A 25620-nucleotide genomic window follows, 5' to 3' on the forward strand; every position below is an offset into this window, starting at 1 on the left:
CATGGCGTCAACTCGTGATCTGGTATAATGAGTATTCCAACTGATGAAAAGCAAAATGTTTGGATGCGCGAATTTTCATCGCGAGCTTTGTTCTCAACATGGAAAATGCTAGGAGGAGACATTTTGAGCCAGCGAGATGTCATGACCCAACCCCTCGAACAAATCGTCCGTCGGAAACTGTCCGACGAAGTGTTTGATCGACTTGAGCGAATGATCACGTCGGGCGAGCTTCAGCCAGGCGATGAAATGCCATCTGAGCGCGTGCTCATGGAACGCTTTGGCGTTGGGCGGCCCGCCATCCGAGAGGCTATGCAGTCTCTCGCCAACAAAGGGCTTGTCAGTATTTCCCACGGTGAGCGGGCGAAGGTTCTCAGGTTGACGGCGAAGTCAATCTTTCGCCAGGTCGATCTGACCGCGAAGATCATGTTGTCACAATCGGCCGACTCGCTGGAGCATCTCAAAACTGCGCGCATCTTCTTCGAGCGCGGCATGGCGCGCGAGGCCGCCCAGCGTGCATCCGCAAGTGATATCGATGATCTGAGGAAGATCATCGAGCGCCAGCGCATGTCACTTGGGCGAGCCGAAGAGTTCATCGATGCGGATATGGAATTTCACACCCGCATCGCGCAGATTTCTGGCAATCCGATCTACGTCGCTGTCAGTGAAGCGATGCTCGCATGGCTGAAGGAATACCATACCGAGATGCTAATCTGGACCGGTAAGGAGAAGTTCACGTTAGCCGAACACGAGGAGATTGTGGACCGCTTGGCTGCGAACGACGTGGATGGGTCGGAGATGGCACTCCTCAAACATCTCGAGCGGTCGAGAGCGCTGTACGCGAAGTAGCACAATGTCACAGGCCGATCGGACGTAAGCCACTGATTTCGTCAGAATTTAATCGAATGGTCCATTAGGAACACGACGTGTAAACCGGGTGCTGGTTTCGTCAGAGGCGGCTGAAAGCGTACCACCACGAGGTTTCGCGACGAATATCATCTCAAGCGTCAGGCGCGCTGAATGTGTTGCGACGGCAATCACCAGGTATTTGGCGCTCGCAGCACATGGCCAAAAACGTCGACCACGAGATCACCACCGACATTCCCCCGCTTTGCACAGCCTTGCGCACTCCGACCGCCGTTCTGACCGGAGAGTCTACAGCAGATCTTCCTCAGCCCAAAAAACCGGAAAACCATCCCGCAAACAGCGCTAAAGCCACGGCCATCGCAACGAGTATCCATACACCGCAACCGCGCTTGGGCGGCTTCCCAGAATAGCGATCAGGATCAGCCATGGTGCTCGCCTCAAGATAGCTCGGACGCAAAGCCCAGCGTCAGTCAAGAACGATAGATGAAGGCTCTGCGTCCGGCTAGCGGTTCACTCGCCTCTCCCTTTACGCGGATTGTGTTCCCAGCACCACAGCGCGGCGGTAGTGTGAAACACAAAAGTCCTCGCAATGTCGGCGGCGCAAATCGCCGACTGAAAGGTCGCGTCAGAGAAGGGACAATCCTGACACGATCTATCCGGTAAACATACGGCTTGACGAATGGTTCTGTCGAACCGGGCTTCGGTTGCGTTCCTCAGGCTGTATCACCGGCTCAACGCCCCGGGTAGGGATGCTGGTCAGTCACGATATCGAGATGTTCGTCCGTGAGGTCGATGTTGGTTGGAAAGTTCATCCACGGCTCCTACACAAAGGTAAGAGCACATATGATCTCCCAATCGACTCTGGCCGGAAAATTTGGCCGACATGCGCACTGCGGATGCGCGTCACGCGCAGAACCGTAGACCCACCGCCAGCCACGCCGGAAGAGCAGCTCGCCGCACCTGTCGAAGCTATGGAGGCGGGCATGATTGCGGTGCGTAGTCAGGACGTCCGCATCGGGAATGGCAACCACATCATCAGTTTTCTCGAGCCTGAAAAACCCCGCATCGTCGAATGGCAGGGCGATGGACGACGAGGTCGAGCTAACGAAGAAGCTCTGCCCATCTTCTGCATTGTTCGCTTCAGCGCCTTCGATGACTTCAAGGAAGACCGTTGATGCCGCCATGCGTTGCTGACGGTTAGTGGATCATACGAGGGCCGGAATAATGCGGAAGAAGGCAAGCTATCTCGTCTTCAAGGCCCCGACAAAACTCCTCACTTTCGACGATCGAATCGAGGCTCGCGAACTTTCGCTGCCGAAGCTGATCCCGTTGCTGGAGAGCCTGACTGTAGAACACAAACATGTCATGCATTCGGTCGGCCTTGCATAAGTATGGACGAAGGTCAGGTCGCCTCATCAAAAATGAGGCCAGGCCATGCTTGAACCGATCCATCTCACCGTCATTCATCGTATTCGCCCGATGAGCAATTTTGAACCCTGTCTGGTCGCGCAAGCCTGAAGAGCGCTAGAGACAGCTTACACGGCCATTCGCAAAACGAAGATGTAGGTGACACTGTTCCGAAAGAGAAACGGAGATTTCACCATAGCACGTCAGTGCCGGCTTATCATGAAGCGTTTTGCGAGTTACCAGCGGTCCGGGCGGCCAGCGCAAACCGGACGTCAATTGCTTCCGAGCCGCGATGTGAGTGGTCGTGGTGTGCCAACGGCAGGGCACTGGGCGAGCCCGTAGCCGCGGCTGCGCGCTGACCCACAAGCCGTCCCGTTGGGATGCTCGACGATCGATCTTCCCAACGATCTCATCAGCGAGCGTGTGAAATCGGGGCCTCGCCGCCGCTAAAGCGCGCGGCGAAAACTCGGACAACTGCCCGGCCAACGGCCCGAAGGCGGACAGGCTCGAGCCGAAGGTGCTGGCGTTCATCGAGGAAGGCCGCAGCTATCGGTGGATCGCTCATGATCTTGCTGTCAGCAAGAATACAGTGGCAGATATCGCAAAGCGAAACCGACACACTACGAATGACGCAGTTTAGTCGATACCGGCCATCTGGCCGTTTTCCCAGCAGCGACCGGGCGGGTGGGAACTGTTCGTTCCCGTTCACCCCGATCAAAAGGGAAGTCGCGCCAAGTAAGCCGTCATTTGGGCCTTCGCCAGCCTTATCTCATCGACATCAGATTGGTGATGAGGCCCGCCTTAATATTGAGAGTGGGGCGAGGCGCCTCGCTATGGCCGATGTCCTTCAGCAGATCGGGTGTCAGGTCTGCTATCGCCCTGCGCCTTGCAACGGTCTGCTGCCACGCCGTGAAGGCAGCGACCATTGTTGCCATGCTTTTCAACGCTGTCCCTAGCAGCAGCCGGTTCGATGCGCGGTTCTCCGCGAGAGTTTCCGTGTGAGCCATTTGTGCCTCCCGTTCCAGATTGCGGTCGGAGCTTGCCACACGGGCGATTTGTGGCTGTTCGGCTAGGCGTGAACCACTGAGGCAAGTCCGGCGGGCTGCCGTCAAATCTGCGTTAAATCGACCGGCTAAGATGCTATTCTGTTGGCGCGGTCGAAATCTGGAGATGAATCGTGCGCATCCGGTTGCTTGGCGGTCTCGAAATTACGTCCCCGGAGGGCGCCCCCATCCGCTTCGCCACGCGCAAGTCTTCGCTTATTTTTGCCGCCTTGGTCCTGGCAGGCAGCCGCGGCCTCCGTCGCGAGTTGCTTGCCGAAGCCTTTTGGCCGGGACGGGGCGATCTGCAGTCGCGTAACAGCCTGCGCCAGGCGGTTGCTGACATCAGACGGTGGTTTCCCAACGGCAGCGATGCCGCCATCTTTGTCGAGGGGGATCAGGAAACGGTCGCGCTCGCAGCTAGTCCGCATGAAGCGGATATTTGGCTTTTTGATCAGAAGCTCGTTGAAGGCAGGACGGCGGACCTCGCCTTCGCAGCCGACCTCTACCGCGACGACATCCTTGCGGGCGAAGCCATTCCCGACGGCCCGGGTGAATGGTTCGGCCCGTATCAGAGCAGATATCAGCAGAAAGCGCAGCAGTTGGTGGAACGGCTGAGCCTTGCATTATCCGGCGCCGGGCTCAAAGCCGAAACGGCTTGCGAAGGACTCGCGGAAAGGTTGCTCGCTTCGGACCCGACCGCGGAGGCGGCCCATCGCGCGCTGATGCGAATCCACGCTCTTAGGGGTCACGAAAACGCGGCCTTGCGCCAGTTCGAGCTGTGTCGGGCGACCTTGCAAAAGCATCTGGGAATGGAACCTGAGGCACAGACAAAATCCCTGGCGGCTTCAGTGCAATCACGGGAGCGGGGCGGATACAACCAGACCGAGTCGCCGCACAATTCCGCGTTGCCGCCGCAGAGTTGCCAAGACCCGGCGAGACGGCACGATCGGCCGTCGGTTGCGGTGATGCCGTTCGACAATCTCGGTGGGACGGATGACGAATATTTCGTGGATGGCGTCGTGGAGGAAATTACCGCGGCCCTGTCTCGCGTTCGCGATTTCTTTGTCATCGCACGCCAGTCCGCCTTCACTTATAAGGGACGCTTCGTCGACGTGCGTGAGGTCGGCAGGGAACTCGGCGTCAACTATGCGGTCGAAGGCACCGTTCGCCGGGGCGGTGACCGGCTGCGCATATCCGTGCAACTGGTCGACGCCGAGACGCGGACCCAGCTGTGGTCCGAGCGCTACGAGGGCGCGATCGAGGACGTTTTCGAGTTCCAGGACCGGATCGCAGCGCAGGTGGCCGGTGCCATCCATCCGGCCATCCGCGGTGCCGAGATCGAGCTGGCCAAGCGCAAGCCGCCGGCCAGTCTGCGGGCCTATGACCTCGTCCTGCGCGCCTACCCGAACCTTTGGGGCCGCCGAAAGGATACCAACAACCAGGCGATCGAGCTGCTGCAGAAAGCGATCGCCATTGATCCGACCTATGGCCGCGCGCACGCACTTTTGGCGTGGTGCCACGCCTCAAGCGCCTCGTACCTCTGGACCGAGCATCCGAACCCCGAACTGGAAGAGGCGCTCGTCGCGGTTGAGGCTGCAGGCGCTATCAGCGATGATCCGACCGCGTTGGCCGCCGCCGGCGCGGCAATGAGCATGTGCGGCGACCAAGATCGTGCCACCACGTTTATCGAAAAGGCGCTGACGCTTGATCCGAACAATGCCTGGGCATGGGCACGCTACGGTTGGATTGCGATCTACATGGGCGAAGACACTCGCGCGACGGAACGGTTTCAGCGCGCGATGACACTGAGCCCAATGGATCCCCTCGCATTCAACATGAGATTGGGAATGGCCACCTCGCTAGCCAAGGCAGGCTCTCTTACCCAGGCGATCGCGATCGCCCGTGAGGTCATTGCCGGCCACCCTGACATTATCATGTCATATCGATACCTCGCCGCTTGGTCCGCGATGAGCGGCGACCTGGAGGCTGCCCGCTGGGCCGCGCAGAAGCTCTTGGCTGCCCAGCCAGGCTTCACCATCAACCAATATCGGTCGCTGCCTTTCTTTCGACACCTGCCGACATGGGCAGACCAAGTGGCCGAAGCCTTGAGGCAGGCAGGATTGCCTGACCGCTGATCGATGAAACGTCAGGCGAGACCGCGAGGTCCGTTGTGGCATGGAGAAATCCCCTTCGGCCGCAGTTCCCAGCGCCCGCTGCGGTGGCAACCGTTCCGGCTGCACTAGCACCGGCCCCAGCCAGCGACGTTTCGCGCGTCAAGGCAGCCCAATCCGTTAAATGACGAAGGCAATGCCGCTTACGATGTTACGGTCATCCACTCGCGCAATACCGCGTGATAATGAAACGTACGGCTTTGTTCGACGCATTTGCGCTTGGGATCACAGCATTAAATCATGCATTGCAGTGCCTCCTTCCACCGCAATTGAATTTCCCTCGATATGGCTGCAGTGGCAAATGCCGCCGGCTTCTATTTGCCCCCGAACGTCACTTCACAGCGACGACGACCTTCCCCTTCGCACGACCCGTCTCGACATAACCGAGCGCCTCGTTGGTCCTCGCGAACGGCAAGACCCGGTCCACTACCGGTCGGATGACACCTGCCTCGATGAGGGAGGTGATCCGACCAAGCTGCGAACCATTCGCTGTCATGAAGAGAAACGAATAGTCGATCCCCCGCCGTTTCGATTTTCTCCTGATCCCGAAGCTAAGTATGCGCATGACCTGTTGAAGCAGCCAGCCGGAGCCGCTTTGCCTCGCGAAGTCGGGATCAGGCGGACCGGAAATCGAGATCAGCTTTCCGCCGGGTTTCAGCACAGAAAGGGATTTCTCCAGCGTGTCCTTCCCAAGGCTGTTCAGCACGACGTCATAGCCCTGCAGCACTTTCTCGAAGTCATCCTTCGTGTAGTCGATCACGACGTCTGCGCCGAGACTTTTCACAAGAGCGATATTAGCCGTGCTCGTGGTCGTGGCGACATATGCTCCGAGATGCTTGGCAAGCTGGATCGCGATCGTGCCCACACCGCCCGAGCCGGCATGGATCAGCACCTTCTGCCCCTTTTGCACATTGGCCCGCTCGATCAGCACCTGCCATGCGGTTAGGGCGACAAGCGGAACGGATGCGGCCTCTTCCATCGTCAGATTGTTCGGCTTCATTGCTACATCGGCCTCGTCCATGGCGATATACTCTGCGAATGTCCCGATGCGATCCTGGGCCGGACGTGCATAGACGGCATCACCGGGCTTAAATTGCCGGACCTTGGCCCCGACCCGGACCACGATGCCGGCGACATCGTTGCCCAGCACCAGCGGAAGCCGGTAGGGCAGGATGAGCTTGAACTCTCCGTCCCTAATCTTGCTGTCCAGGACGTTCACGCCGGCGGCATGAATCTCGACCATGACGTCGTTCTCACGTAACTCCGGCAGGGCACTTTCGCCGAGCCGCAGAGCGCCGCCTTTCTCATAGCGATCGATCAGGAATGATTTCATCAGATTAGCTTTCGTTTGTGTGGTGCACCGGCAGCGTCGGGAGTGCAGCGGCAACGTCAATCGGGAAGTCTGTTGAATTTCCGAAGGTTCTTGTCGACGAAGGCCTCGGGCAGGAAGCGCCGTATAAAGCGGACCTGTCGTGCAGCCTTTCCAGCCGTGTAGCGGCGTTTCGGCGATGCCGCATTGGCGGCCCTTACGACGGCTTCGGCGACTACCTCGGGTGCATCGCCCTTCGCGACAATCTCGCGCATCAACCTTTCTGCGCCGGCGCGAACCGTATCATAGATGCCAAGTGGTCGGTCCGGCCGCGTGATGTTCTCTTCGAAGGAGGTGCGCGTGACGCCCGGCTCGACAAGCACGATGCGGGTGCCCTGTGTACGCACTTCATGGTCGAGAGACTCCGAATAGCCTTCGATTGCGTGCTTGGTCGACGCGTAGAGTGCATTGTAGGGGGCGGGGATCAGCCCGAGAATTGAACTGAGGTTGATGATCCGGCCTCGACGTTGTCGTCTCATCACCGGCAGGACCGCATTTGTCATGCGTATGGTGCCGAACACGTTCACGTCGAATACGGCCTTGGCCTGTTCCGTCGTGGATTCCTCAGCACCGCCAAGCAATCCGATCCCGGCATTGTTGACGAGAACATCGACCCGCCCCGCGCGCCTTAGAACCTCGTCGACGACGCTCTCTACGGCTGCATCGTTGGTCACGTCGCAGATGAGCATCGTGATCCCATCGGCAGTGTCGGGCATCGGCTTTCGGCTGGTGCCGAAGACACGGTAGCCATCGCGCCGTAGCGCTTGTGCCGTCACCAGCCCGATGCCGGAGGAGGCACCCGTCACCAGTGCAATGCCGCGTTGTATTTTACTCATCGGGCTTCCGCTTTCAATTTTGTCATGGAACATCGTTGAGCAATCAGTTACTATCAAATCGATAGCAAGTCACTACTAAAAAGATATCGACATGAAGAATCTTTCGGACCAACCGTGCCTGATTGCCCGCAGCCTGGCGCTCGTGGGCGATGCGTGGAGCATGCTGATCATGCGCGACGCCCATGCCGGGCTGACCCGCTTCGACGATTTTCGCAGGAGCCTCGGTATCGCACCGACGATGCTGACGGGGCGGCTTTCATCACTGACCGAGGAGGGGTTGCTGGAAAAACGCCGCTATTCCGACCGTCCCCCGCGGGACGAATATGTGCTGACGGAAGCGGGCCGCGACTTTCTGCCGGTTCTGTTTGCGATCGGCGCGTGGGGGCGCAAGCATCGCGGCGGCGGCGAGGTGACCCGTTTCTTTGACGCCGAGACCGGAACGGAGATTGATCCCGTCACCATCGACCGCGCGACCGGCGCTCCGGTCGGAACACGTCCCATTCGTATCGCCGCACCTGAATGAAGGGCTCCACGCTGATGAAGCAGCGCGCTGACAGCTCCTGTTGAAAACGCTCTCTTGCGGCGCAAAGTTGCAGGTTGGTAGCCCGTTCGTCGGGCGATGCTTCATGGCAGTTGCTGCAAAATGCTGATGTCAGATTAATAGGTCGTGAGCTTAACAGCAGACGTAACAGCCCGCCGCCATCAGCTTACGTCAGGCTCCGTCCTTCTTGAACTCGAATAGCTCGATGACGTTGCCCGATGGGTCTTCGAGCAAGATGGCCCGGCCGGCACCGCCGTCGCTGATTTTGCCGCGGAATCTTGCATCAGCCCGGCGCAATCGCTCAATGAGGACATCGATCTCGTTCGTAACGATCATAAATCGGTTCCACCCGCCCGGCTTCGGATCGCCGCCCGCCTGACCACCGCTCCCCGCACCCGGGGCGCTGAGATACAGCGTCAAGTCGTCGCGCTGCAGTGCGGCGAACTTGCCCGGACTATGCTTGTCGATCTTGAAATCGAGATTGTCTCGATAGAACGCGACCGCCTCGTTGACGTCTGCAACGATGTATCGGACGGATGCCATCCAACCTTCTCCTCTGTCTTGTCGCTACAACAGTCAACTCGCGCAAAGGTTCCCTGTCGGTGGAGCCGAGTGCAGAAGCGGGCTGTCTGGATGCCAGCCGAAGCAGTCGGATTGAGGGTTTGGGACGTAGGCCGTATCTCGGCGGTGTTTATGGCACCCCATACGACCGACATTGGGTCGCTTGCCGGATGGCGGCTTTCATATCGTCCCCAGATTCTGGCCAGGCGCATGACGGACAGATCGCAGCACGCTGCTAGACGATCTCGGCCCGAGCCGATCGTGCTCGCAGACAGAGCCTATGATGCCGATCGCATCCGCTCGCTCGTTGAGGAGCAGGGCTTCGCTGCCCTCGATATTGAAGGAACCCGAACCGGACGTGGCGAAAACAGCGGAAGGTCTGCCCGACTATGCAGACTCCGGTTTGTATTTGTCAGGGGCCTCACAGAGGGAGATCGCAGCGGGGGTTCCGCAACAACAGCCGAGACCTCCCTCTATATCCTTCCAAGCGAGGACAGCGGGAGAACTAGGACCAAACTGGTTTTCGAAAAGTCGGACCTAAGTCTGACCAGGCCACCTTCTCATCTCGCTCCAGAACGGGTGATCGCGGCCGGTTGAGGCCAAATCAGGAGGATCATTAATCTCTACATTGAAAGCTTCACAAATCACCAACATTGGTGCGCAATGGGACGATAGCACAACGTTCATCGTGCCGAGAAACCCAACGCTTTCTGCCGGTCGGACCCTCGATAGCGTCGATCGCTGTGCGGCGAGGGGCCAAGTCCAGCGAGACCGATCACGACAAGGCCGATTCCATCACAACTCGTGGCGACGGCTTGGGCATAGCTCCTGCTTGCGATGCAGTGATCGGACAAAGGTCCCAGAGACCTCCGACTGAAGTCCGAGCGTTGGAACAGTCCCGACACTTGTCTGTTCAAACGGCGAGCGGACAATGCCGCTTCAAATGGAGGAAAACCAATGCTCATCAGAATGATTGGAACCGCGACGACTGTTCTCTTGCTGTCAAGTTCCGTATTTGCGCAGTCGTCCACAGTGACTGGTGCCGCTGGTGGGGCCGCGACCGGCGCTATTGTTGGCGGGCCTGCCGGTGCCGCCGTTGGCGGAATCGTAGGTGGGGTGGCAGGAAGCCTCCTCGATCCCCCGCCACAAAAAGTAATCACCTATGTCCAGCAAGCACCCGCGCCTACGACGAAGGTCGTCGTCAAGGAGAAGGTCGTTGTTGGTCAACCGCTTCCGCAGACGGTCATCGTCACACCGGTTCCTGATGACCCGAAATACGCATACGCCATCGTCAACGACCAGCGTGTGATCGTAGAACCTTCCTCCCGGAAGGTTATCCAGGTCATTCAGTAACCTATGGCGGCTTCGGCCGCCTTTCATCAAACACAAGGTGCACGCCCGCCGTGCGGACGATAGGGTGCGCCCAAACACTCGGGAGATTCAAAATGAAGAGTAGTGGCTTGACGATGATCCTGGCGGCGCTGTCGAATGGCGTGTCGCCGCTCGCAACCGTTCCAGTCGTCGCCCAGCAGGACACACAGGGCAGCAGTCAGTCGCAATCCGGCTCTCAACCGGGAATGCAGCCCGAGGAGCTCCAGCCAGGCTCCAGCAACTCCGGGAAAGACTGTGCGTCGCCGGACGCATCGGGAGGTTGCCCGCAAGCGGGTGGGCAGTCGTCCAAAGGGAAGTCAGGCGAAGGTTCAGGCGTTCAACAGAACGCCCAGCCGCTCTCGACGGATGGTACCTCGTCAGGTGGAGCCACGTTGGGCAAGTCGTCCAGCGAGACCAAATCGAGCACTCAATCCGGATCGCAGGACGCTTCGGGAGACGCGGGCTCGATGAGCAAGCAAAAGCCGACAGCAGAATCCAGCGGCGGCGGGGGAAGTGAGACCACGACCTCGGGCTCCAAGACCAGCACGCAAGAGAGCTCAAAGCCTGCCGACGGCGCAAGCAACAACACCACAAAGGGCGGCGATGCGTCGAAATCGTCAGGCGATCAGAACGCGACGACAACGCAGAGGAACCCTTCCGAAACCAACGTCAACAGCAACACCACGACGAACAATCAGACGTCAACGAGCACGACGAATGTCAAAGTCTCCGTCGAGCAGCAGACCGAAATTCGGCAAGTCGTGGAGGAGGTTCACGTCGAACCGGTGCGCGAGGTCAATTTTGCCGTCTCCGTGGGCACGAAAATTCCCAAGAAGGTCCGGCTTGAGCCGCTGCCGCCACGAATTGTGAAGATCGTGCCGGAGTATAGAGGCTACCGCTTCTTTCTTCTCGCTGACGGCCGGATCGTCATCGTCGATCCTCAGGCGTTCACGATCGTCTACATCATAGCGGCCTAGCAACTGGCTCCTAGCGACGCGATCAGCGCCGCCGGGATCCGCAGGAGGATGAGATGCTTTATGATGACGATAAGCCGTCCGGCAGGGGCTTTCCACTCATCGCAATACACCTTGCAATCGCGGCGATTCTTTGCAGTCTTGTTATTGTCGGGGACCACCGCGAAGCCACGACCAATGTTTGGCTACCGGAGAATTCAACGGTGCCGTGATCACCTGGATCCGCCCGCAAACGCCAACGTCGGCAAGATATTCGCTAGCCAATTTCGAAGGCGGCTCAAAGCTGAGCTTTGCCTCAATGCGGGGCCAAGACATCGCATCTTGAGCGAAGCCCATCCATGTCTGTAAAGGTCGAAATGATCCGGTTCCATTTTGCTCATCGGTGCGCGAAAGTGTCCCTCTGTATTCCGGGAGGTTCCGGAGGGTTTCAATTCGCGAACATTCGCTCGGAACCTCCCGGGTGTCCAAATTGGGCTTGGACAAACGAAAGGTAGAACTTCGCCCTCGCTTGAAAAGCTGGACTAAAGTCCCGTACGATTCCGTACACACGGCCATTCTTTTAGTATTGTGCGCAAGGCCCCGATGACTTGGCTCTGTCGATTTTGACCTGATATATCCAGTGAAGCCCCATGACGGTAACGGGGGCGCCTTCTCCGCCGACGCCGAACTCGTGGCCTCCAAGACAGGGAATGATTGAACGTGCTAGACGTGCAAAGCTGTGCATGTCATCGCAGGCCCTGATTTGGGAAACGAAAATTGAGAAAAGCGTCTTCGATCGGAAGCGCTGCCTTCCCTTAACTTCGCTGGCGTTCTTTTCCAAACGTTCTTGCTGTAGCCCCGCAATACCCGGCGGAGCTTTTTCGCGGTGGCCGATCATCTTCGCACGCGGCTTGAAGCCGTGCCTTCGTAATATTAGAGTGTATGCATGTGCCGTTGGTAAAGACATCGAGAATGAAATGCCGACGTCAAATGTTTTTTGGTCTAGCCCTGTCATCGTTCGACTTCCGAGAAGTCATTTGAAAGTGCCTACGACACACTCGACTTCCTCGAACATGAGTGGCCAAGAGCCGACGGTGCCTGTCACGATGCCGCAGTCGTTAGCTGTAGACGTGTCCTAGGCAATCATACCCCGCCCGCAGTGGCTAAGGAGCTCTTCCTTGCGGCCTGTCTCGAGGCTAGTCTTACAATTCAGCGCAACAAACTGCCGGACCGCCATCCTTTTTCGTTCCCTCCAAGAACGGAGAAAAGCGTGTAAGACCGTATGCGCCCTCGCTGGCTCGGGCACATCCGCGAAGAAAGCTGGTTGAGCCAGTGGCTCCTTCCTGACGGAAGCCCTCAAGGGTTCAACACAGACCGCCGCGGGCGTCCCGCGAGGATTGCCGAGGAAGGCCTGGATATGCGGGGGTCCGATCCGCAATCCAGGCTCCCGCCATCGCCCTCGGAGAGAGGATACAATTCGATTGTACGCCCGCGAATGCACGATGGTAGTCGGACTAAAGTCCCAGGGACAAAGCCGCCTCAAACCCGGGGTCGGTTCGTCCGAGTTTTAGCCGCCTATTCGTCTGCGGCATCATCAGTCACTGATACGGCGAGCGAATCTCGAATCTGATCGATCTTGCCGACCGCATCGCCAACACCCAAGATCGTCTTGGCTTCATTGAGAACTGCCGGGCTGACAATGCCAGTCTTTGTGGCCGCCAACGCTTCTTCAAGAGCGTCGTCTCCAAGGATCGGGTCGTCTGAAGCAGGCTCAGTTCCGTTGTCCAGTTCGTACTGTGCATAAGCGGTGGCGTAGGCTGCAATGGCAGTCATACGTGGATCAGACGTATGCATCAGCGCCCTGAAATTCCGCTTCAGCGAGTCCAAACCTGCAAGATTTGCCGGGAGGCTTTTCTCTTTTCTGTCGGTTGCAGCCTTTTCAGTTTTGGTGGATTGAGATTTGCTGCTCGCGCCAGATTTGCCTTTCGTGCCACTCTCCGACTGACCACCGCTGGTGCCATGGGACGCCGTGCTGCCGCCTTGATTGCCGGCATCGTGGCTTCTCCCGTTCCCGTTGTCACCGCCGTTTCCACCCCGCCGCTGCCGCTGCCGCTGTTGCCGCCGCCTTTCGCCAGCGCGGACATACCCGGTCCGGCAACCGTTACCGGGCTAACTGCGACTGCCGAGGACAGTGCTGCAAAGGGACGCTAAGGTTGAAATACGCATAGTGCCTCCGAATCCGGCCCGGGTGATCTTGGCCGATTATCGTTAGGCGGGGCACAGCTCGAGTCTCGAGCTCGCCTAGAGATGGCAGGAAAGTTAGAGGGTCATTGGCGTGTTGACATCGGGCCGAGGTCCGGCATTCGGATGGACTTAGGTCCTGTCCAGTTCAAAAGGCCCAACAATGATCGATGAGCTCGAACTCTGTCTCAAAAAACAGGTTGAGCCGCAGCCCGGGGCACCGGATGATCCCGTTGGGTGAAGCGGCCCCCGCCCGAACGCCTTATCACCGCCCGGAATCACTTTGCATGGGTTCGTTCGAAGTGGAGGAGCGCGTCGCCTCACTTTTCAGGTGTTGATCCTTTATGCCGCATCTGCGCGAAGCTGGTCGATCGCGTCCAACGCTTCTTCGGCTGACCACCCGGCACGAAGCGCCGCCGCCACCAGACGAACCTCGACCTCTTGCTCAAGCTTCAGATAAAGCCCTTCGAGAGCTTCTCTAGCTGTCACGACGTGATCTCTTGGCGGTGTTATGTCAGGGATTCTTGCGGCTGGCATAAGGGATCCTTCAGTGGGTATTATTCTCGTGCGCTTGCATCCGAGCGGCCCGGAGGCGCTCGGTTTTTTCAACGCGCTCAAGACGTTCTTGCTCGATGATTTCCTTCACGATCCGCTCTGTTTCTTTGGCTCGTTCGATGCGTTCTTGCTGGAGCATTGGAATCCTCGTCGACAATGCGCCCCCAATTCTTGACCTAGGGTAGGTGGCGATGGGGTCAACCGAAAAACCGTAGCAGCGAGGCGTACGCGACCCGCTTTCGGCGCTTCGCGCCGAACTTTTTTGAAGCCATGCGGGATTCCGAGCTACGACCGACGACAGTCCCTATCCGACTTGAAGACCAAGCGGAAGGTGGTGTCGCTGGCCAGCTGCTGCTCCAACTGTCGGGCACACTAAACGCTCGAAAGGCCTGAGCTCTTTCGATTTCGGCTCGGATACCCTCTAAATGGCGGCGCCAATCGTGGTGGCGCCGCATCCATTAGTGGTGAGCGTGGTGTTCGTTTCGTTTGCGGGTGGCTGCTGCTTTTTTGCCGGAAGCAGAACGCTCTTCCTTGGTTCTCGACGCAGCTGCTGCGCCGCCTTTACGTCCACCTTTTTCAAAAGAGGCACGGCGCTCGGCTTCCTTTTCAGAAACACCACGATCCTCGTAGCGTTCTTCAATATGCTCGGCCTTGCGTTTCTGCTTGTCGGTGTATGCGAACTTGTCACCACGGGGCATAGAACGTCTCCGTTACAGAATGTGACGTAAAGAAACTGGCCCTTACATCAAAGTTCCGTATGAGCCTGAGCCGGCGCGGTGCGCCCCGTGGGACCGTTGGACGTAAATAGGCGCCATGGGGGCGCTAAGTGCGCAGCACAAGCGGGCGCGGTTCATCTCTGCGGCCGGAGACGGCGCCGGCAGGCGAAGCGCCTGGAACCGGCCTCGACCGACTATTCATCCGCCCGCCAGCCCTGAGTCATAACGGCGTTGCATAAATGCACGTGAACGAAGCAGGAGCGGCTTACTTGTTCAACGCGTCCTTGAGCGCCTTGGCTGGTGTGAATGCGAGCTTCCTTGCAGCCGCAATCTTGATCACCGCGCCTGTACCCGGATTGCGCGCTTCCCGCTCTGGTGTGGCCTTCACCTTGAACTTGCCAAAGCCCGGGATGGAGCTTTCGACGCCAGATGCCGCAGCTGTTGTGATTGCTGCAAACACCGCTGCGACGATCGCCTTGCTTTGGGCCTTCGTCAGGCTGTGTTCGGTGGCGATCTTGTCCGCAATTTCGTTGGTTGTGGTCATTGTTTCGAACTCCTTCTATCACGAAAGCCTTGGTGCGGCTTTTGCCGCCTATCACGTTGCCGCCGTCTTCTGCACCGTGTTTGAGAGCTTTTTCCACAATTTCCGCGCTAACCGTGCGATTTTGCGAGATGGTTCTTCGCCTGCCTGACGGATGCGGCGCCGTGTTGCCCCGTCGAACAATCCCCGCCTTGCCAGCGACCATTGCGTCCTGCCCCGGCTTCAGGTCCTGCCGGGCTCGCGCCGCCCCGCAACGGCGTTGCCGTCCTCCACCTGCGTTGCGGCCCTATCGGGTGCGGGCCGGCCCTTGCAGCCCGGCATTCGGACCGCCGTAGCAGGTCGCGATGGTCGCGACCTCGAAACGGAGGTTTCAACATGAGCCGGCAACAAACCCACCAACGAGCCGATCTCTATAGCCGCATCACCGACAAGATCATCGCCGAGCTCGAGCAGGGCGTGCGGCCTTGGATGCAGCCGTGGAGCTCAGCCCAGGCGACCGACCGGATCACCCGGCCCTTGCGCCACAACGGCCAACCCTATTCCGGCATCAACGTTCTGCTTTTATGGTCCGAAGCGATCGCCCGCGGCTTCACGGCGCCAACCTGGATGACGTTTCGCCAGGCCCTTCAACTGGGGGCGGCGGTGCGCAAGGGCGAGACCGGCACCACGGTCGTCTTTGCCAGTTCCTTCATCCGCACCGAAACCAGCGACACCGGCGAAGCGGTCGAGCACGATATCCCGTTTCTCAAGGCCTACACGGTCTTCAATGCCGAGCAGATTGCCGGACTGGACGCGCGCTTCCATCAGCTCGCAGCCGTTCAGGATCCGCTGGTGCGTATCGGCCATGCCGACCGCTTCTTTGCCAACACCGGCGCCCTGATCCGCCATGGTGGATCGACGGCCTACTATGCCCCGGTCCGCGATCACATCCAGATGCCCGCCTTCGAAGCCTTCCGCGACGCTGCCTCCTATGTTGCGATCCTCAGTCATGAACTGACCCACTGGACGGCGGCGCCACACCGACTGGATCGTGATCTCAGCCGCTATGCCAAGGACCAAAGCGAGCGCGCCCGCGAGGAACTGATCGCCGAACTCGGCAGCTGCTTCCTCTGCGCCGATCTCGGCATCGTTCCCGAACTCGCCCCGCGGCCCGATCATGCAAGCTACCTTGCCGCCTGGCTCAAGGTTCTCTCCGCGACAAGCGGGCGATCTTTGTCGCCGCCGGCCATGCGCAGCGCGCTGTCAGCTACCTGCACTACCTGCAGCCCGATCAGATAGACGACGGGGAGGCGGCGTAAAGCCGCCTGTCTCATCTCATCCGACCGTCGACGCGTTTAAATGACATACGCGGCCCCGCGGGATATCGCTCCGAGCGACATGACTGACCTGTCGAGTGCGAATTCGGTCAGGCGCAAATGTCATATCACGCCTCAAGGCTTCAATCTGTAGGACCCGACCGGTCAGACATTTCATCGATCGATCACCCTCTTGTGGGAGAGAGCGGTAACCGTTGATGCACCTACATCGGCTCTTCCACCCTAAATCCACCGTCGAAAAAACTGTCGCTTATGTCGGGGAACAAACCTTCAGGCCGGTGGTTCGTAGACGCGGCAGTTGCCGTTTGTTTCAGAAGTGGAGGCTTCTATGTCAAACGAGTTTTCAGGAATGGAGGGCGGCGTCGGATCGTCACCCCACTCGACGAGCGGCGAGTTAATCCCGCCCGCGAAGAGGCCAGCGGGGGTGGGAGATCTAAAGGAGCAGATCGTCGATGATCTCAGCGCTGCGCGCGACACCTTGAAGGAGGACGCGACGACCGCCGTCGATCGAGTGAAAGACGCAGTCTCGAAGGAGACAAGTTTTGCAGCCCGTCAGGTTGGCGGTATCGCCACCGCCCTCGAAAAGGTTGGCTCGGAACTCGAAAAATCCGACCAGCCCGAGGTCGGCCGGTATGCCAGGCAAATCGGAAGCAGCGTGCAAACCCTTGCAAAGCAGATGGAGGGCCGAGACCTCGGCGAAGTAGCCACAATGGCCGAAGACTTCGGACGCAAGCAGCCGCTGGCGTTCCTTGGTATCGCCGCACTTGCGGGCTTGGCGGCCAGCCGCTTTCTGACCGCATCGGCCAAACGATCGACGAGCGCAGCGTCTGGTTCTCCCTTGAAAAGCGGAGAATATACAAATGGCTAGGTCGCCCGAAAACACACCCTTGTCCGAACTCCTGGGCGGATTGGTGACTGATGTTGCTGGACTGCTGCGCAAGGAGATCGACCTTGCGAAGACCGAGGCATCGGAGAAAATTTCGCAGGCACTCAGCGGTATCGAGGTTCTGATTGTCGGGCTGATACTCGCGATCGGTGCAGTCGGCATATTGCTGAGCGCCCTCGTCGAGGGCTTGGCGGCTGTCCTCGTCAACCACAACATGACACAGTCCAACGCGAGCGCGCTTGCTGCACTTATTGTCGGTCTTGTCATCGCCGCCGTCGCCTGGGCAGTGGTGTCGAAAGGATTGAATGCATTGCGCGGAGATAAGTTGAGGCTGGATCGCACGACGACCTCACTACGGCGCGACGTCAACGCTGTGAAGGAAAAGATCTGATGGAAAACTCAATCGAAAGAACATCCTCGGAGCTCCAACACGAGATCGACGCCGATCGCCGGCGTATCGAGGATCGGATAGACGCCATCCAGGAGCGAATGTCACCGGGGCAACTCATCGATGAAATGCTGGCCTACGCCAAGAGCAGCGGCGGCGGTGAATATGTTAGGAATCTCGGTCAATCTCTTAAGGCAAATCCGCTTCCGATCGCTCTCATGGGGGTCAGCTTGGCATGGCTCATGGCGAAACAGGAAACCCCGTCATCTGGGGGCGCTGCATCTCGTCCCGGTTTCAACGGTGACTATCCTCTCTATCAGGTCGAAGGACCTGTGCGGCGTATCGGCCCCCCAGAAACAACGGAAAATGGCGCCCGCTACAGCCATTTCACGGATGCCTCCGGAAAGCGACTGAAAGCACTGACCGACGATGCCGGACGACGTGCCGGCCACTTCATGGACGAGGCAGGAAGTTCCTATCGAGGCTTCGCGGATGCCAGTGGCAGGCAGCTCGAGGAAATTGTCGACGAGACGGGGGCAATTTTTGACGCTGCGTCGGGATGGGCGTCGAAAACATGGGCTCAGGTCAAAGACACCGCAAGCACTATTGGGGCGCGAGCGTCGGATGCTGCCGGTTCACTATCGGAACGATCCGCCTCGGCCGGCGAAAGAGTGCAAGAGCATGCGAGCAAGTTAAACGCGGCCATTCTCACTCACTTTCGGGACCAACCGCTCGTCGGCGGTGCGCTCGCATTTGCTGTAGGGGCTGCGATTGGCGCGGCGCTTCCACATACTGAGACGGAAGACGAGTTTCTCGGCGAAACCGCCGATGCGGCACGCAACGCTGTCTCGGCCCAGGCGTCGACCTTGGTCAATCAGGGGGCGGAGATCGCGTCCGACGCCTATGATAAGGCAGTCGCAGTCGCGTCTGACGTTCATGAGGTTGCCAGAGATCGCGTGGTCGAGGAGGTTGACGCGTTCAAATCAGATATAGGCAGGCAAGAACCACAGTCCTCGTGAAACCGTCGACGGGCTGGGAATGCCCGTGCCCACTCAGATTGTCGAGCACAGTCGCCATCCGAGTTGGGGCGAGAGTGTTCGTCGCACTGAGTAGGGCGAATATCGATCCTTTCGACAGATCCACGCCGGGTCAAGCCGAAGCCGGCTAAGGAAGGAACGCGGCGTGTCCGGGGCCGTACCCGCGAAGCTGTTCATTCTGCAAGAAACCGCAGCAGACCTGTACATGCAATCGTAGGCACTCGCCCGAACGCTAAAGCGCATTTTTGCCGTCATCCGGCACGAGCGATAGCGGAAGACGGCCTTGGCTTGAAAGCGCCACATCCGGACCGGGATGCCGCGAGTCGCCGCTCGACTCGACGGGGTCAGTTCCTGCTGAGGGCGAAATGACGCCCTAAGCCTCGGTCAGCGTTGGCTCCGGGATGATCGCCAGATCAATAAACGGAACGTATCGCTTCCACCGCTATAAGGTTTGCAAGCTTCTCGGATAGTACCGGGTCCGATACAGCCCGAGCAAGTGTGACGCCGCCGGTAAGCAAGGTGACGCCGACCTTCCGCGAGACAGCTCAATGTACCTTGCATTGAAGACTTGGGTACGCGTTCCCTCGTGAATACGGAACTTTGCGATCTGGCGCTTCGTGCCGACAGGCTATGTCATCGATCTCCGGGAAATTCCGCCGCGAATGCCTGACCGCCGAGGGCAATGGCAACTGATCTTGGAAGCTCTCTCCGGAGCGCAATGCAACCAAGTGAGTCGTGGAAAAGGATAATCGATTGCTGTGAGGTCAGGTCGCGTGGCATCCACGACTTGGAATAGAGAGCTTTCCCTCAGGACACCCGACCCAGTGTTCCACCTCTTCAATCTCGGTCATCCAAGCCTCCGCCATCGAGCGTCGCATCAGCCAAGCACATGCCGGAGAATGCCCGCCGTGACAATTCCAATAATGACAGTAGGAAGAAGGGGCAGTCGCGGGGCGGCCAGCACGGTGACGCCCAAGGCATCAGGTCAGAATCGGCATTCGGCCGATGGCTTATTGGGGACTTTCTCAGCGAACGAATTCGAGATTGGGGAGCGTTGGCCGGGCCAGTATGCTAGTCTGTGCATAGCAGGAACGGGCGCTATGAGCGAGACGCGAAAAATTGCGGCGATCCTGGTCGCGGATGTAGTCGGCTACAGTCGTCTCGCTGGTGCGGACGAGGATCGCATTCTGGCGCGGCTGCGGGCACTGCGCAGCGATCTGATCGATCCGACCATCGCCGTGCACAACGGCCGCGTGGTTAAGCGCACCGGAGACGGAAGTCTCATCGAATTCCGCAGTGTCGTCGACGCCGTACGGTGTGCAATCGAGGTTCAGAGCGCCATGCTCGAGCGCAACGCCGGCGTACCGCAGGAGCGCCGTATCGAGTTCCGGATCGGCATCCATCTGGGCGATGTCGTCGAGGAAAGCGATGGCGACCTGATGGGCGACGGCGTCAACATCGCCTCGCGATTGGAAGGAATTGCTAAGCCCGGCGGTATCTGTCTATCTGAAGACGCCTACCGCCAGGTGAAGGCTCGGCTCGAGCTTCCTCCAACCGATCTCGGTGCGACGCAACTCAAGAACATCGCTGAGCCGATCCGGGTCTATTCGCTTCAGGTCGGCATCGTCGCGCAGCCAGAGCCGGCGATAGCAGAGACCGGTGTCCCCGCAGGACCTTCGGTGCCGCCTGTTCCTGGTAAGCCATCTATCGCCGTGCTTGCGTTCAACAACATGAGCGGCGATGCCGAACAGGAGTATTTCTCCGACGGTATCAGCGAGGACATCATTACTGACCTTTCGAGGCTGTCCGAGTTGCACGTGATCGCTCGCAACTCGTCTTTCGTATACAAGAAGGCAGCGGTCTCCGTGCCAGAGGTAGCAAGGGCGCTTGGCGTCCGCTACGTGCTCGAGGGCAGCGTGCGCAAGGCGGGCAACCGGGTACGCGTCACAGCGCAATTGATCGACGCGAGCAACGGCGGACATGTCTGGGCCAGTCGGTTTGATCGCGATCTCGTGGACATTTTCGCAGTTCAGGATGAAATCACCCAGGAGATCGTGGCTGCGCTCAAGCTGAAGCTGACGGCCGGCGACAAGGATCGCCTTTCCCAAGGGCGCGCAGTCAACGTGGAGGCGTACGAATTCTACTTGCGTGCTCGGGAGCGAGCGTCAGCGCATACCCGAAACGGAAATATCGCCGCGCGCAGTCTGGCAACCGCAGCCCTCGGTCTCGATCCGGGCTATGTGGCGGCCCACGCACTGATTTCGTTCACCCGTGTGCTCGACTACGTTAACGCCTGGAGCACCGACCCGGAAGGCTCGCTCCGGATTGGGCGAGAGCTCGCGCAACAGGCAGTGGAAATGGCCGAGGAGCAGCCCAACGGTCACTTCGCGCTGGCAGTGGCCAGCATGTGGAGCCGGCAAATGGACCGGGCGTGGGCCGAGGTGGAACGCGGACTCGCGCTTGCGCCAAACTCCGTCGATCTCCATATGGCGAAGGCCCATATGCAAATATTTTCCGGCGATCCGGCCGATGCGCTTGAAACGCTCGATGCCGTGATGCGGCTGGACCCGCACTATCCGGAAGTGCTGCTCCAATTTCGCGCGGAGGCGCTGTTTTCCCTCGATGAGTATCAAGAGGCGATTGATGTGATCAACGAGCGGCTCGAACGAAACCCGCAATCTGAGACGGCCTATGCCCTGCTTGCGTCGTGCTATGGTCACCTCGGTCGGCCGCAGGAGAGCCGGATGGCTTGGGAGCACGCGCTCCAGATAAATCCTGGTTTCTCTGTCGAGCGTCGCCGCCGCGTCCTTCCGTTCCGGAACCCCAACGATTTTGAGCGCCGCGTTGAAGGACTGCGCAAGGCGGGGCTGACGGTCTAACGCGCGCGGAGGTCGCACGGAATGCGCCAGATGCGACGAGGGAGCCGATAAGCTCGTAATCGGAAGCTTCTGCTCAATCGGATCGAGCGCCTCCTTCATTATGGCGGGTAATCAGGGGCACCGTAATGAATGGATCAGCACGTTTCCGTTTTTCTGGATGCCGGAGGTGGCCGAATTCAGCGGAGCGGAAAACGGATATCGGCGACACCGTGATCGGCAACGATGTCTGGATCGGCTTTGAGGTTATCGTCATGCCTGGTGTCGAGGAGCTACTTGAAGTGAAGTGGTGGGATTGGTCTGATGCCCAGTTGAGGGAGACGATGCCGATCTTGACGAACGGCGACGTGGAGGCACTTCATCGCCACTGGCGTCGCCCAATCGCCAAGCCTGACACGAACAGGTCGTCCGGAATTCGACCGGGGCGGACCGTCACACCTGCTGACAAGTTAACATAGCGGTCTAGAACATTTGCTCCCACCAGGGTCGGCCGAAAAGCGCGGGTTGCCGCGAACTTGGATTTCTTCAATACGATCCGCCAAAATCCGTCATCGCGGGTGATTGGAGAGCCTTCCGCGTTTCCACGTAGCGTCGAGGAAGGCAGGCGGTCTCAGTCGCTAAGTTCCGCCTTTTCCCGTTGATTTCGCCTCGCCGACCAAGCAGTCGATCCTACGCCCCGCAGGGCCGGTCACTTCCGGGATGCGCGAGCAGCAGCCTTCATCGGGATAGGTCGCGACCCCACAAGCGCTGCAGCGTGCTCCACAATCCAGGCGATCTCAAGCGCCGCCTCATCGAGCACACCGCGACGAGCGAGTTCCACCTCCCACTTGGAACCGTCGGCGACGAGCTTCCACATGTGTTCCTGCAATTGCCGCACCCGCTCGATTGCCGCTTGCACGACACCGACTTCAGACTCCAGCCCGTATGCGTGAAGCAGCAAACGAAAGCGGCGGGCCTTTTCGTCGACACCGGTCGCAAGTCCGTGTGCTCGACACTTCGCGTCACGCCAGAACGGCACCCAACGCCAGGCGATGAACCCGAGGTCCCACGCGCGAGGCCCTGGTGCCGCGGCGTCCCAATCGATGAAAGCAACCGGCAGGCCTGCGCGAAAGACGACATTCCATGGCGTGAGATCGTTGTGACAAACCGTCTCGACAGGTTGCTGAGCCTTTAAGCGCCACTCGCGGTCAGCCCACGGAAAGGTCGCCGCCGCATCGTGATAGGCACGTACGAGCGCGCCGAGATGCCCGAGCACGTCGTCGCGCCAGACATAGTCTGGGAGACGGACGTCGAAGCGGCCACCTTCGTCGGGGATGAACCCGGCGCCTTGGCCGACCTCGCCCTCGATATAGGTCAGAACCTCTCGCCCCTGGTCATCAAAGCCATGCGCACGCGGCGCCCCAGCAAATCCTTCACGTTCAATGTGCTGCAGAAGATCAAGGACGGCGGGAGACCAAGCGCGACCGCTGCGCCGAACTGTTTGACCGACCCGAACGACTCTCGAGTCCGCACCGCCCTCTAGGGGAATCTCTGGCTCAACCATACGTCCAACTAGCTCTCACTGTCGCGCGCTTGCGGTCTGGAAGCTTAGGCGCGGAGCAGATGATCGGTCAAATCGAAGATATCCTCGGTCCGAGAGCGGTCGGTCACTTCCGGATTGCGCCGCCAGAAATAGACGGTCGCGGCAATATGCTCGAACCTAGTGCCTTATCGAATAGGCTCGGCGACAACGGGCCGCATCACTCGTTTTTCGCATGCTTATCGCCGTTCGGAGCGTTCCGCTTGCGGGCCGGACGTAGCTTGTCGAAGCCCATATAGTGGTCGACATCCGACGTGTTCCATCTGCCGGCCAGATAGCTGATTGCAATCACCGCGGCAAAGATGAGCAAGGCATAGATCGCATCCATATCCCCAATGTAGCGCGCAAGCATCGGTTAGACACCTGTTGGCTTTTCGCTGGCACAAGCCCCGTTGGCATCACGGAACTGCTTGTGGCTGAGCTCGCTTATCGAGAGGGGCATGCCCGAAAACGACCGCTGTGGGCAACAAACTCAAGTGCCCATGAGACAGCGAGGGGCAGACAAAGCTCACGACAGGGCGAAGATTCTTACCTCCCGCCCGATGCCCTGAAGTTCCTCCATCCGCGACACCGATGTGATGCCGCTGTCTCGTAGGATCTCTGAAACTTGGGCATCACCGACAATCGCCTCCGTCGTCAGGATCACATTGGGATCAGCAAGGCCCTGTACGCGGGAGGCGATATTGACAGTCTGGCCGAAGTAGTCCTGCCGGTCGTTGAGGTTGACTGCGAGGCATGGTCCCTCATGGATGCCGATCTTCAGGAGAAGATCGTCGCTGCCGTGTTCGGTATTTAACCGTAGCATCGCCTCTCGCATCCGCAGCGCGGCCGCCACCGCGCGGTCCGGGCTCGGGAAGGTCGCCATCACTGCATCGCCTATGGTCTTGACAACCGCTCCGGCCTCTGTGGCGACGATCTCGTGGAGAACCCTGAAATGCGCTCGCACCAGATCGAAAGCTGCAAGATCTCCGATGCGCTCGTAGAGAGCGGTCGAGCCCCTCAAGTCAGTGAAGAGGAAGGTCAGGCTTGTGATCTTGAGGCGCTGGTCGACGTCAATTGTGTCGGTCCGATAGATGTCCCGGAAGCTCTGGTTCGTCAGTAGACGCTTGGCTGTCAGAAAAGCCCGCCTGCGGCCCAGTAGGTCGTGCAGCTCGTCTCCTGCGACGCAAACGTTCGGTACCACTCTGCGATCGGTGTGGTTCTCGAGGGTGAGCCGCAGTAGGCCAGGATGGAGGGTAACCGTTTCGTTCAACGCATGCACCTGACTGATGACCATTGAGAGGTTCTGACGTTCGTCGGTGGGCTCGCCCTTTACGTCGATGAACTGCGCCGAGTGTGTCACCGCATCGAAGATGATGACGAATTGCGCTGGCAGTTGTAGTGAGACGAAAGCCTTTTCGCCCGGATCCAACTCGATCATCTCCAATAGGATGCGTGCGAACCTCTCTTCGAAGTTCTCTGGCAAGTCGACTCCGGAGCTGAAGAAGATTTGGCGGTAGTACTCAAGTGGAGGCAACCGATCGGGATCGTGGGCAGCAATCCTGCGCACTCTCGGGCTGACCGTGAACGTTACCTCTACCATCTCGTCGAGGGTTGGTTCGTATCCGGCGGCGCAGAGCGCGCAATGGTACGCCTCTCGGTCGACTGCTTTCAGGGTTGTGCCGGTGTCAAGGACGCCGCCGCATCCTGGGCAAAGGACATTCCAGGTCATCTCGAACGCGCCTATGCGTGCTGCATGTAGAAGCGCTGCGATCGTTTTCTCTTCATCGAGATGATGCGCATCGGCGAAGGCGAGCGCATTGATGCGGTTGAGTTCGCGATCCGAGCCACCCATGACTACGTTCTCGATACACTCCACCGTCTGCGGGTCAGCCGCCTGTCGCAGGGCAGCAAAAAGCACGTCCACTTCGCTCATTAGACAAGCCTCTGTGCACGGAACGCTACGGCGGACGACGCCAGGTTACCGGGACTATAACACGGGAATTTCCTGATAGAAATCTCGACGAATGGACGCTGCTGGCTTCCCGATCTCCTTGGATTGTCGATACCGTCGTAAGCGGTCACGGATCGGTATTGCTAGAATGGCACCTTGAGCCGGTAAACACTCTTTCGATTTTGGTTGGCTGGACATTTCCGGTGTTCGACGAACGCGGAGCCCCTATTCGGGAACGGGCGTCACCAACTGCGCGAATTTGTATTTCCTTGGCTGCATTGGATGCACACTTTCAAGTCCAGCCTGCTCTTTGGGGTTGGTGAAGAGGCTGCCTACATTGCCGATCACATGGTCGCGAGAAGCCACGCAATTCAATGACGAGCGACCGCTTTGGCCGGAAAGCACAGCCTCGCCGACACAATAAGCCTCAGCCGAC

The 25620-nt window shown here is 59.1% G+C and carries 23 protein-coding genes and 5 pseudogenes; 14 read left to right on the forward strand and 14 right to left on the reverse strand.

Features of this window, described 5'->3' with window-relative positions; genetic code table 11:
- The first annotated feature begins 141 nt into the window (after window positions 1-141).
- The 3 genes from LPU83_RS62425 (at window position 142) to LPU83_RS62435 (ending at window position 2253) form a co-directional block, all read left to right on the forward strand.
- Window positions 142-846 carry a transcriptional regulator NanR gene (locus tag LPU83_RS62425; RefSeq protein WP_024314114.1) on the forward strand — a complete coding sequence of 235 codons (705 nt, stop codon included), beginning with the start codon at window positions 142-144 and terminating at the stop codon, window positions 844-846.
- A 767-nt stretch (window positions 847-1613) separates the two neighbouring features.
- The gene (locus tag LPU83_RS62430; protein WP_141652548.1) at window positions 1614-2039 is read left to right on the forward strand and encodes a hypothetical protein; all 426 of its coding nucleotides are present in this window, start codon (window positions 1614-1616) and stop codon (window positions 2037-2039) included.
- A gap of 49 nt (window positions 2040-2088) precedes the next feature.
- Window positions 2089-2253: a hypothetical protein gene (locus LPU83_RS62435; RefSeq protein ID WP_157997381.1), complete on the forward strand. Its 165-nt coding sequence runs from the start codon at window positions 2089-2091 to the stop codon at window positions 2251-2253.
- Between the two features lie 782 nt (window positions 2254-3035).
- Here the strand turns inward: LPU83_RS62435 and LPU83_RS62440 are convergent.
- Window positions 3036-3278, reverse strand: a complete 243-nt coding sequence (locus LPU83_RS62440; protein ID WP_024314112.1) for a hypothetical protein — start codon at window positions 3276-3278, stop codon at window positions 3036-3038.
- 170 nt (window positions 3279-3448) lie between these two features.
- Here LPU83_RS62440 and LPU83_RS62445 point away from each other — a divergent pair, with 170 nt between their 5' ends.
- On the forward strand, window positions 3449-5449 hold the full coding sequence (locus tag LPU83_RS62445) for a BTAD domain-containing putative transcriptional regulator (RefSeq protein ID WP_024314111.1): 2001 nt from the start codon (window positions 3449-3451) through the stop codon (window positions 5447-5449).
- Window positions 5450-5816: 367 nt separating this feature from the next.
- Here LPU83_RS62445 and LPU83_RS62450 read toward each other — a convergent pair whose 3' ends face one another.
- Together LPU83_RS62450 and LPU83_RS62455 are read right to left on the reverse strand one after the other, a co-directional pair.
- Window positions 5817-6818: an NADP-dependent oxidoreductase gene (locus LPU83_RS62450; protein WP_024314110.1), complete on the reverse strand. Its 1002-nt coding sequence runs from the start codon at window positions 6816-6818 to the stop codon at window positions 5817-5819.
- Between the two features lie 56 nt (window positions 6819-6874).
- Entirely contained in the window at window positions 6875-7690 is an 816-nt protein-coding gene (locus tag LPU83_RS62455; RefSeq protein ID WP_024314109.1) for an oxidoreductase, read from the reverse strand.
- A 91-nt stretch (window positions 7691-7781) separates the two neighbouring features.
- Between LPU83_RS62455 and LPU83_RS62460 the strand changes: the two genes are divergently transcribed.
- Entirely contained in the window at window positions 7782-8213 is a 432-nt protein-coding gene (locus LPU83_RS62460) for a winged helix-turn-helix transcriptional regulator (RefSeq protein WP_024314108.1), read from the forward strand.
- 189 nt (window positions 8214-8402) lie between these two features.
- Here LPU83_RS62460 and LPU83_RS62465 read toward each other — a convergent pair whose 3' ends face one another.
- On the reverse strand, window positions 8403-8774 hold the full coding sequence (locus tag LPU83_RS62465) for a VOC family protein (RefSeq protein WP_024314107.1): 372 nt from the start codon (window positions 8772-8774) through the stop codon (window positions 8403-8405).
- A gap of 975 nt (window positions 8775-9749) precedes the next feature.
- Here LPU83_RS62465 and LPU83_RS62470 point away from each other — a divergent pair.
- Both LPU83_RS62470 and LPU83_RS62475 read left to right on the forward strand, forming a co-directional pair.
- Window positions 9750-10145, forward strand: a complete 396-nt coding sequence (locus LPU83_RS62470) for a DUF1236 domain-containing protein (RefSeq protein ID WP_024314105.1) — start codon at window positions 9750-9752, stop codon at window positions 10143-10145.
- Between the two features lie 92 nt (window positions 10146-10237).
- Window positions 10238-11140 (forward strand): DUF1236 domain-containing protein, encoded by a 903-nt coding sequence (locus tag LPU83_RS62475; RefSeq protein WP_024314104.1) that lies wholly within the window; start codon window positions 10238-10240, stop codon window positions 11138-11140.
- Between the two features lie 556 nt (window positions 11141-11696).
- Here the strand turns inward: LPU83_RS62475 and LPU83_RS72850 are convergent.
- Window positions 11697-12131, reverse strand: a complete 435-nt coding sequence (locus tag LPU83_RS72850) for a hypothetical protein (protein ID WP_024314103.1) — start codon at window positions 12129-12131, stop codon at window positions 11697-11699.
- A gap of 75 nt (window positions 12132-12206) precedes the next feature.
- Here LPU83_RS72850 and LPU83_RS74505 point away from each other — a divergent pair.
- Window positions 12207-12392: pseudogene (locus tag LPU83_RS74505) on the forward strand (hypothetical protein); the annotation flags it as partial.
- A 299-nt stretch (window positions 12393-12691) separates the two neighbouring features.
- On the opposite strand, the pseudogene LPU83_RS62485 reads toward LPU83_RS74505, so the two are convergent.
- From LPU83_RS62485 to LPU83_RS62505, 5 genes and pseudogenes are all read right to left on the reverse strand, one after another.
- Window positions 12692-13342 (reverse strand): annotated as a pseudogene (locus tag LPU83_RS62485) (hypothetical protein).
- Window positions 13343-13699: 357 nt separating this feature from the next.
- The gene (locus tag LPU83_RS62490; protein ID WP_024314101.1) at window positions 13700-13894 is read right to left on the reverse strand and encodes a hypothetical protein; all 195 of its coding nucleotides are present in this window, start codon (window positions 13892-13894) and stop codon (window positions 13700-13702) included.
- Between the two features lie 10 nt (window positions 13895-13904).
- The gene (locus LPU83_RS62495; protein WP_157997382.1) at window positions 13905-14051 is read right to left on the reverse strand and encodes a hypothetical protein; all 147 of its coding nucleotides are present in this window, start codon (window positions 14049-14051) and stop codon (window positions 13905-13907) included.
- A 319-nt stretch (window positions 14052-14370) separates the two neighbouring features.
- Complete coding sequence (locus LPU83_RS62500; RefSeq protein WP_024314100.1) at window positions 14371-14610, reverse strand: hypothetical protein; 240 nt, start codon at window positions 14608-14610, stop codon at window positions 14371-14373.
- 283 nt (window positions 14611-14893) lie between these two features.
- Window positions 14894-15172 (reverse strand): HU family DNA-binding protein, encoded by a 279-nt coding sequence (locus LPU83_RS62505; RefSeq protein ID WP_024314099.1) that lies wholly within the window; start codon window positions 15170-15172, stop codon window positions 14894-14896.
- A 372-nt stretch (window positions 15173-15544) separates the two neighbouring features.
- Between LPU83_RS62505 and LPU83_RS62510 the strand changes: the two are divergent.
- The 4 genes and pseudogenes from LPU83_RS62510 (at window position 15545) to LPU83_RS62525 (ending at window position 18778) form a co-directional block, all read left to right on the forward strand.
- A pseudogene (locus tag LPU83_RS62510) lies at window positions 15545-16467 on the forward strand (ArdC family protein).
- Window positions 16468-16813: 346 nt separating this feature from the next.
- Window positions 16814-17353 (forward strand): hypothetical protein, encoded by a 540-nt coding sequence (locus tag LPU83_RS62515; protein WP_024318498.1) that lies wholly within the window; start codon window positions 16814-16816, stop codon window positions 17351-17353.
- Window positions 17346-17762 carry a phage holin family protein gene (locus LPU83_RS62520; protein ID WP_024318499.1) on the forward strand — a complete coding sequence of 139 codons (417 nt, stop codon included), beginning with the start codon at window positions 17346-17348 and terminating at the stop codon, window positions 17760-17762. The genes LPU83_RS62515 and LPU83_RS62520 overlap by 8 nt, the downstream gene beginning before the upstream one ends.
- Window positions 17762-18778 carry a DUF3618 domain-containing protein gene (locus LPU83_RS62525; protein ID WP_024318500.1) on the forward strand — a complete coding sequence of 339 codons (1017 nt, stop codon included), beginning with the start codon at window positions 17762-17764 and terminating at the stop codon, window positions 18776-18778. Before LPU83_RS62520 ends, LPU83_RS62525 begins: the two co-directional genes overlap by 1 nt.
- Before the next feature lie 895 nt (window positions 18779-19673).
- Here the strand turns inward: LPU83_RS62525 and LPU83_RS74510 are convergent.
- Window positions 19674-19775, reverse strand: a pseudogene (locus LPU83_RS74510) (AzlD family protein); the annotation flags it as partial.
- Window positions 19776-19896: 121 nt separating this feature from the next.
- Here LPU83_RS74510 and LPU83_RS62530 point away from each other — a divergent pair.
- A complete protein-coding gene (locus LPU83_RS62530) occupies window positions 19897-21675 on the forward strand; it encodes an adenylate/guanylate cyclase domain-containing protein (protein ID WP_024318501.1) in 1779 nt (592 codons plus the stop codon).
- A 19-nt stretch (window positions 21676-21694) separates the two neighbouring features.
- Window positions 21695-22130: pseudogene (locus tag LPU83_RS62535) on the forward strand (LbetaH domain-containing protein); the annotation flags it as partial.
- Between the two features lie 230 nt (window positions 22131-22360).
- On the opposite strand, the gene LPU83_RS62540 reads toward LPU83_RS62535, so the two are convergent.
- The 3 genes from LPU83_RS62540 to LPU83_RS62550 form a co-directional block, all read right to left on the reverse strand.
- Window positions 22361-23215, reverse strand: coding sequence for an aminoglycoside phosphotransferase family protein (locus tag LPU83_RS62540; RefSeq protein ID WP_024318503.1), 855 nt, complete (start codon window positions 23213-23215; stop codon window positions 22361-22363).
- Window positions 23216-23411: 196 nt separating this feature from the next.
- On the reverse strand, window positions 23412-23603 hold the full coding sequence (locus LPU83_RS62545; protein ID WP_024318504.1) for a hypothetical protein: 192 nt from the start codon (window positions 23601-23603) through the stop codon (window positions 23412-23414).
- Window positions 23604-23759: 156 nt separating this feature from the next.
- Entirely contained in the window at window positions 23760-25166 is a 1407-nt protein-coding gene (locus tag LPU83_RS62550; protein ID WP_024318505.1) for an adenylate/guanylate cyclase domain-containing protein, read from the reverse strand.
- Window positions 25167-25620: the final 454 nt, after the last annotated feature.

Origin of the sequence: Rhizobium favelukesii (assembly GCF_000577275.2) — a bacterium.
GTDB lineage: Bacteria > Pseudomonadota > Alphaproteobacteria > Rhizobiales > Rhizobiaceae > Rhizobium > Rhizobium favelukesii.

Excerpts from the sequence above, each read along its gene's own strand:
- LPU83_RS62455 (WP_024314109.1), bottom strand. The coding sequence starts at position 7,690 with ATGAGTAAAATACAACGCGGCATTGCACTGGTGACGGGTGCCTCCTCC.
- LPU83_RS62550 (WP_024318505.1), bottom strand. The coding sequence starts at position 25,166 with ATGAGCGAAGTGGACGTGCTTTTTGCTGCCCTGCGACAGGCGGCTGAC.
- LPU83_RS72850 (WP_024314103.1), bottom strand. The coding sequence starts at position 12,131 with ATGACAGGGCTAGACCAAAAAACATTTGACGTCGGCATTTCATTCTCG.
- LPU83_RS62450 (WP_024314110.1), bottom strand. The coding sequence starts at position 6,818 with ATGAAATCATTCCTGATCGATCGCTATGAGAAAGGCGGCGCTCTGCGG.
- LPU83_RS62435 (WP_157997381.1), top strand. The coding sequence starts at position 2,089 with ATGCGGAAGAAGGCAAGCTATCTCGTCTTCAAGGCCCCGACAAAACTC.
- LPU83_RS62515 (WP_024318498.1), top strand. The coding sequence starts at position 16,814 with ATGTCAAACGAGTTTTCAGGAATGGAGGGCGGCGTCGGATCGTCACCC.
- LPU83_RS62500 (WP_024314100.1), bottom strand. The coding sequence starts at position 14,610 with ATGCCCCGTGGTGACAAGTTCGCATACACCGACAAGCAGAAACGCAAG.
- LPU83_RS62465 (WP_024314107.1), bottom strand. The coding sequence starts at position 8,774 with ATGGCATCCGTCCGATACATCGTTGCAGACGTCAACGAGGCGGTCGCG.
- LPU83_RS62440 (WP_024314112.1), bottom strand. The coding sequence starts at position 3,278 with ATGGCTCACACGGAAACTCTCGCGGAGAACCGCGCATCGAACCGGCTG.
- LPU83_RS62540 (WP_024318503.1), bottom strand. The coding sequence starts at position 23,215 with ATGGTTGAGCCAGAGATTCCCCTAGAGGGCGGTGCGGACTCGAGAGTC.
- LPU83_RS62545 (WP_024318504.1), bottom strand. The coding sequence starts at position 23,603 with ATGCTTGCGCGCTACATTGGGGATATGGATGCGATCTATGCCTTGCTC.
- LPU83_RS62490 (WP_024314101.1), bottom strand. The coding sequence starts at position 13,894 with ATGCCAGCCGCAAGAATCCCTGACATAACACCGCCAAGAGATCACGTC.
- LPU83_RS62470 (WP_024314105.1), top strand. The coding sequence starts at position 9,750 with ATGCTCATCAGAATGATTGGAACCGCGACGACTGTTCTCTTGCTGTCA.
- LPU83_RS62425 (WP_024314114.1), top strand. The coding sequence starts at position 142 with ATGACCCAACCCCTCGAACAAATCGTCCGTCGGAAACTGTCCGACGAA.
- LPU83_RS62530 (WP_024318501.1), top strand. The coding sequence starts at position 19,897 with ATGAGCGAGACGCGAAAAATTGCGGCGATCCTGGTCGCGGATGTAGTC.
- LPU83_RS62505 (WP_024314099.1), bottom strand. The coding sequence starts at position 15,172 with ATGACCACAACCAACGAAATTGCGGACAAGATCGCCACCGAACACAGC.
- LPU83_RS62475 (WP_024314104.1), top strand. The coding sequence starts at position 10,238 with ATGAAGAGTAGTGGCTTGACGATGATCCTGGCGGCGCTGTCGAATGGC.
- LPU83_RS62495 (WP_157997382.1), bottom strand. The coding sequence starts at position 14,051 with ATGCTCCAGCAAGAACGCATCGAACGAGCCAAAGAAACAGAGCGGATC.
- LPU83_RS62430 (WP_141652548.1), top strand. The coding sequence starts at position 1,614 with ATGCTGGTCAGTCACGATATCGAGATGTTCGTCCGTGAGGTCGATGTT.
- LPU83_RS62520 (WP_024318499.1), top strand. The coding sequence starts at position 17,346 with ATGGCTAGGTCGCCCGAAAACACACCCTTGTCCGAACTCCTGGGCGGA.
- LPU83_RS62460 (WP_024314108.1), top strand. The coding sequence starts at position 7,782 with ATGAAGAATCTTTCGGACCAACCGTGCCTGATTGCCCGCAGCCTGGCG.
- LPU83_RS62525 (WP_024318500.1), top strand. The coding sequence starts at position 17,762 with ATGGAAAACTCAATCGAAAGAACATCCTCGGAGCTCCAACACGAGATC.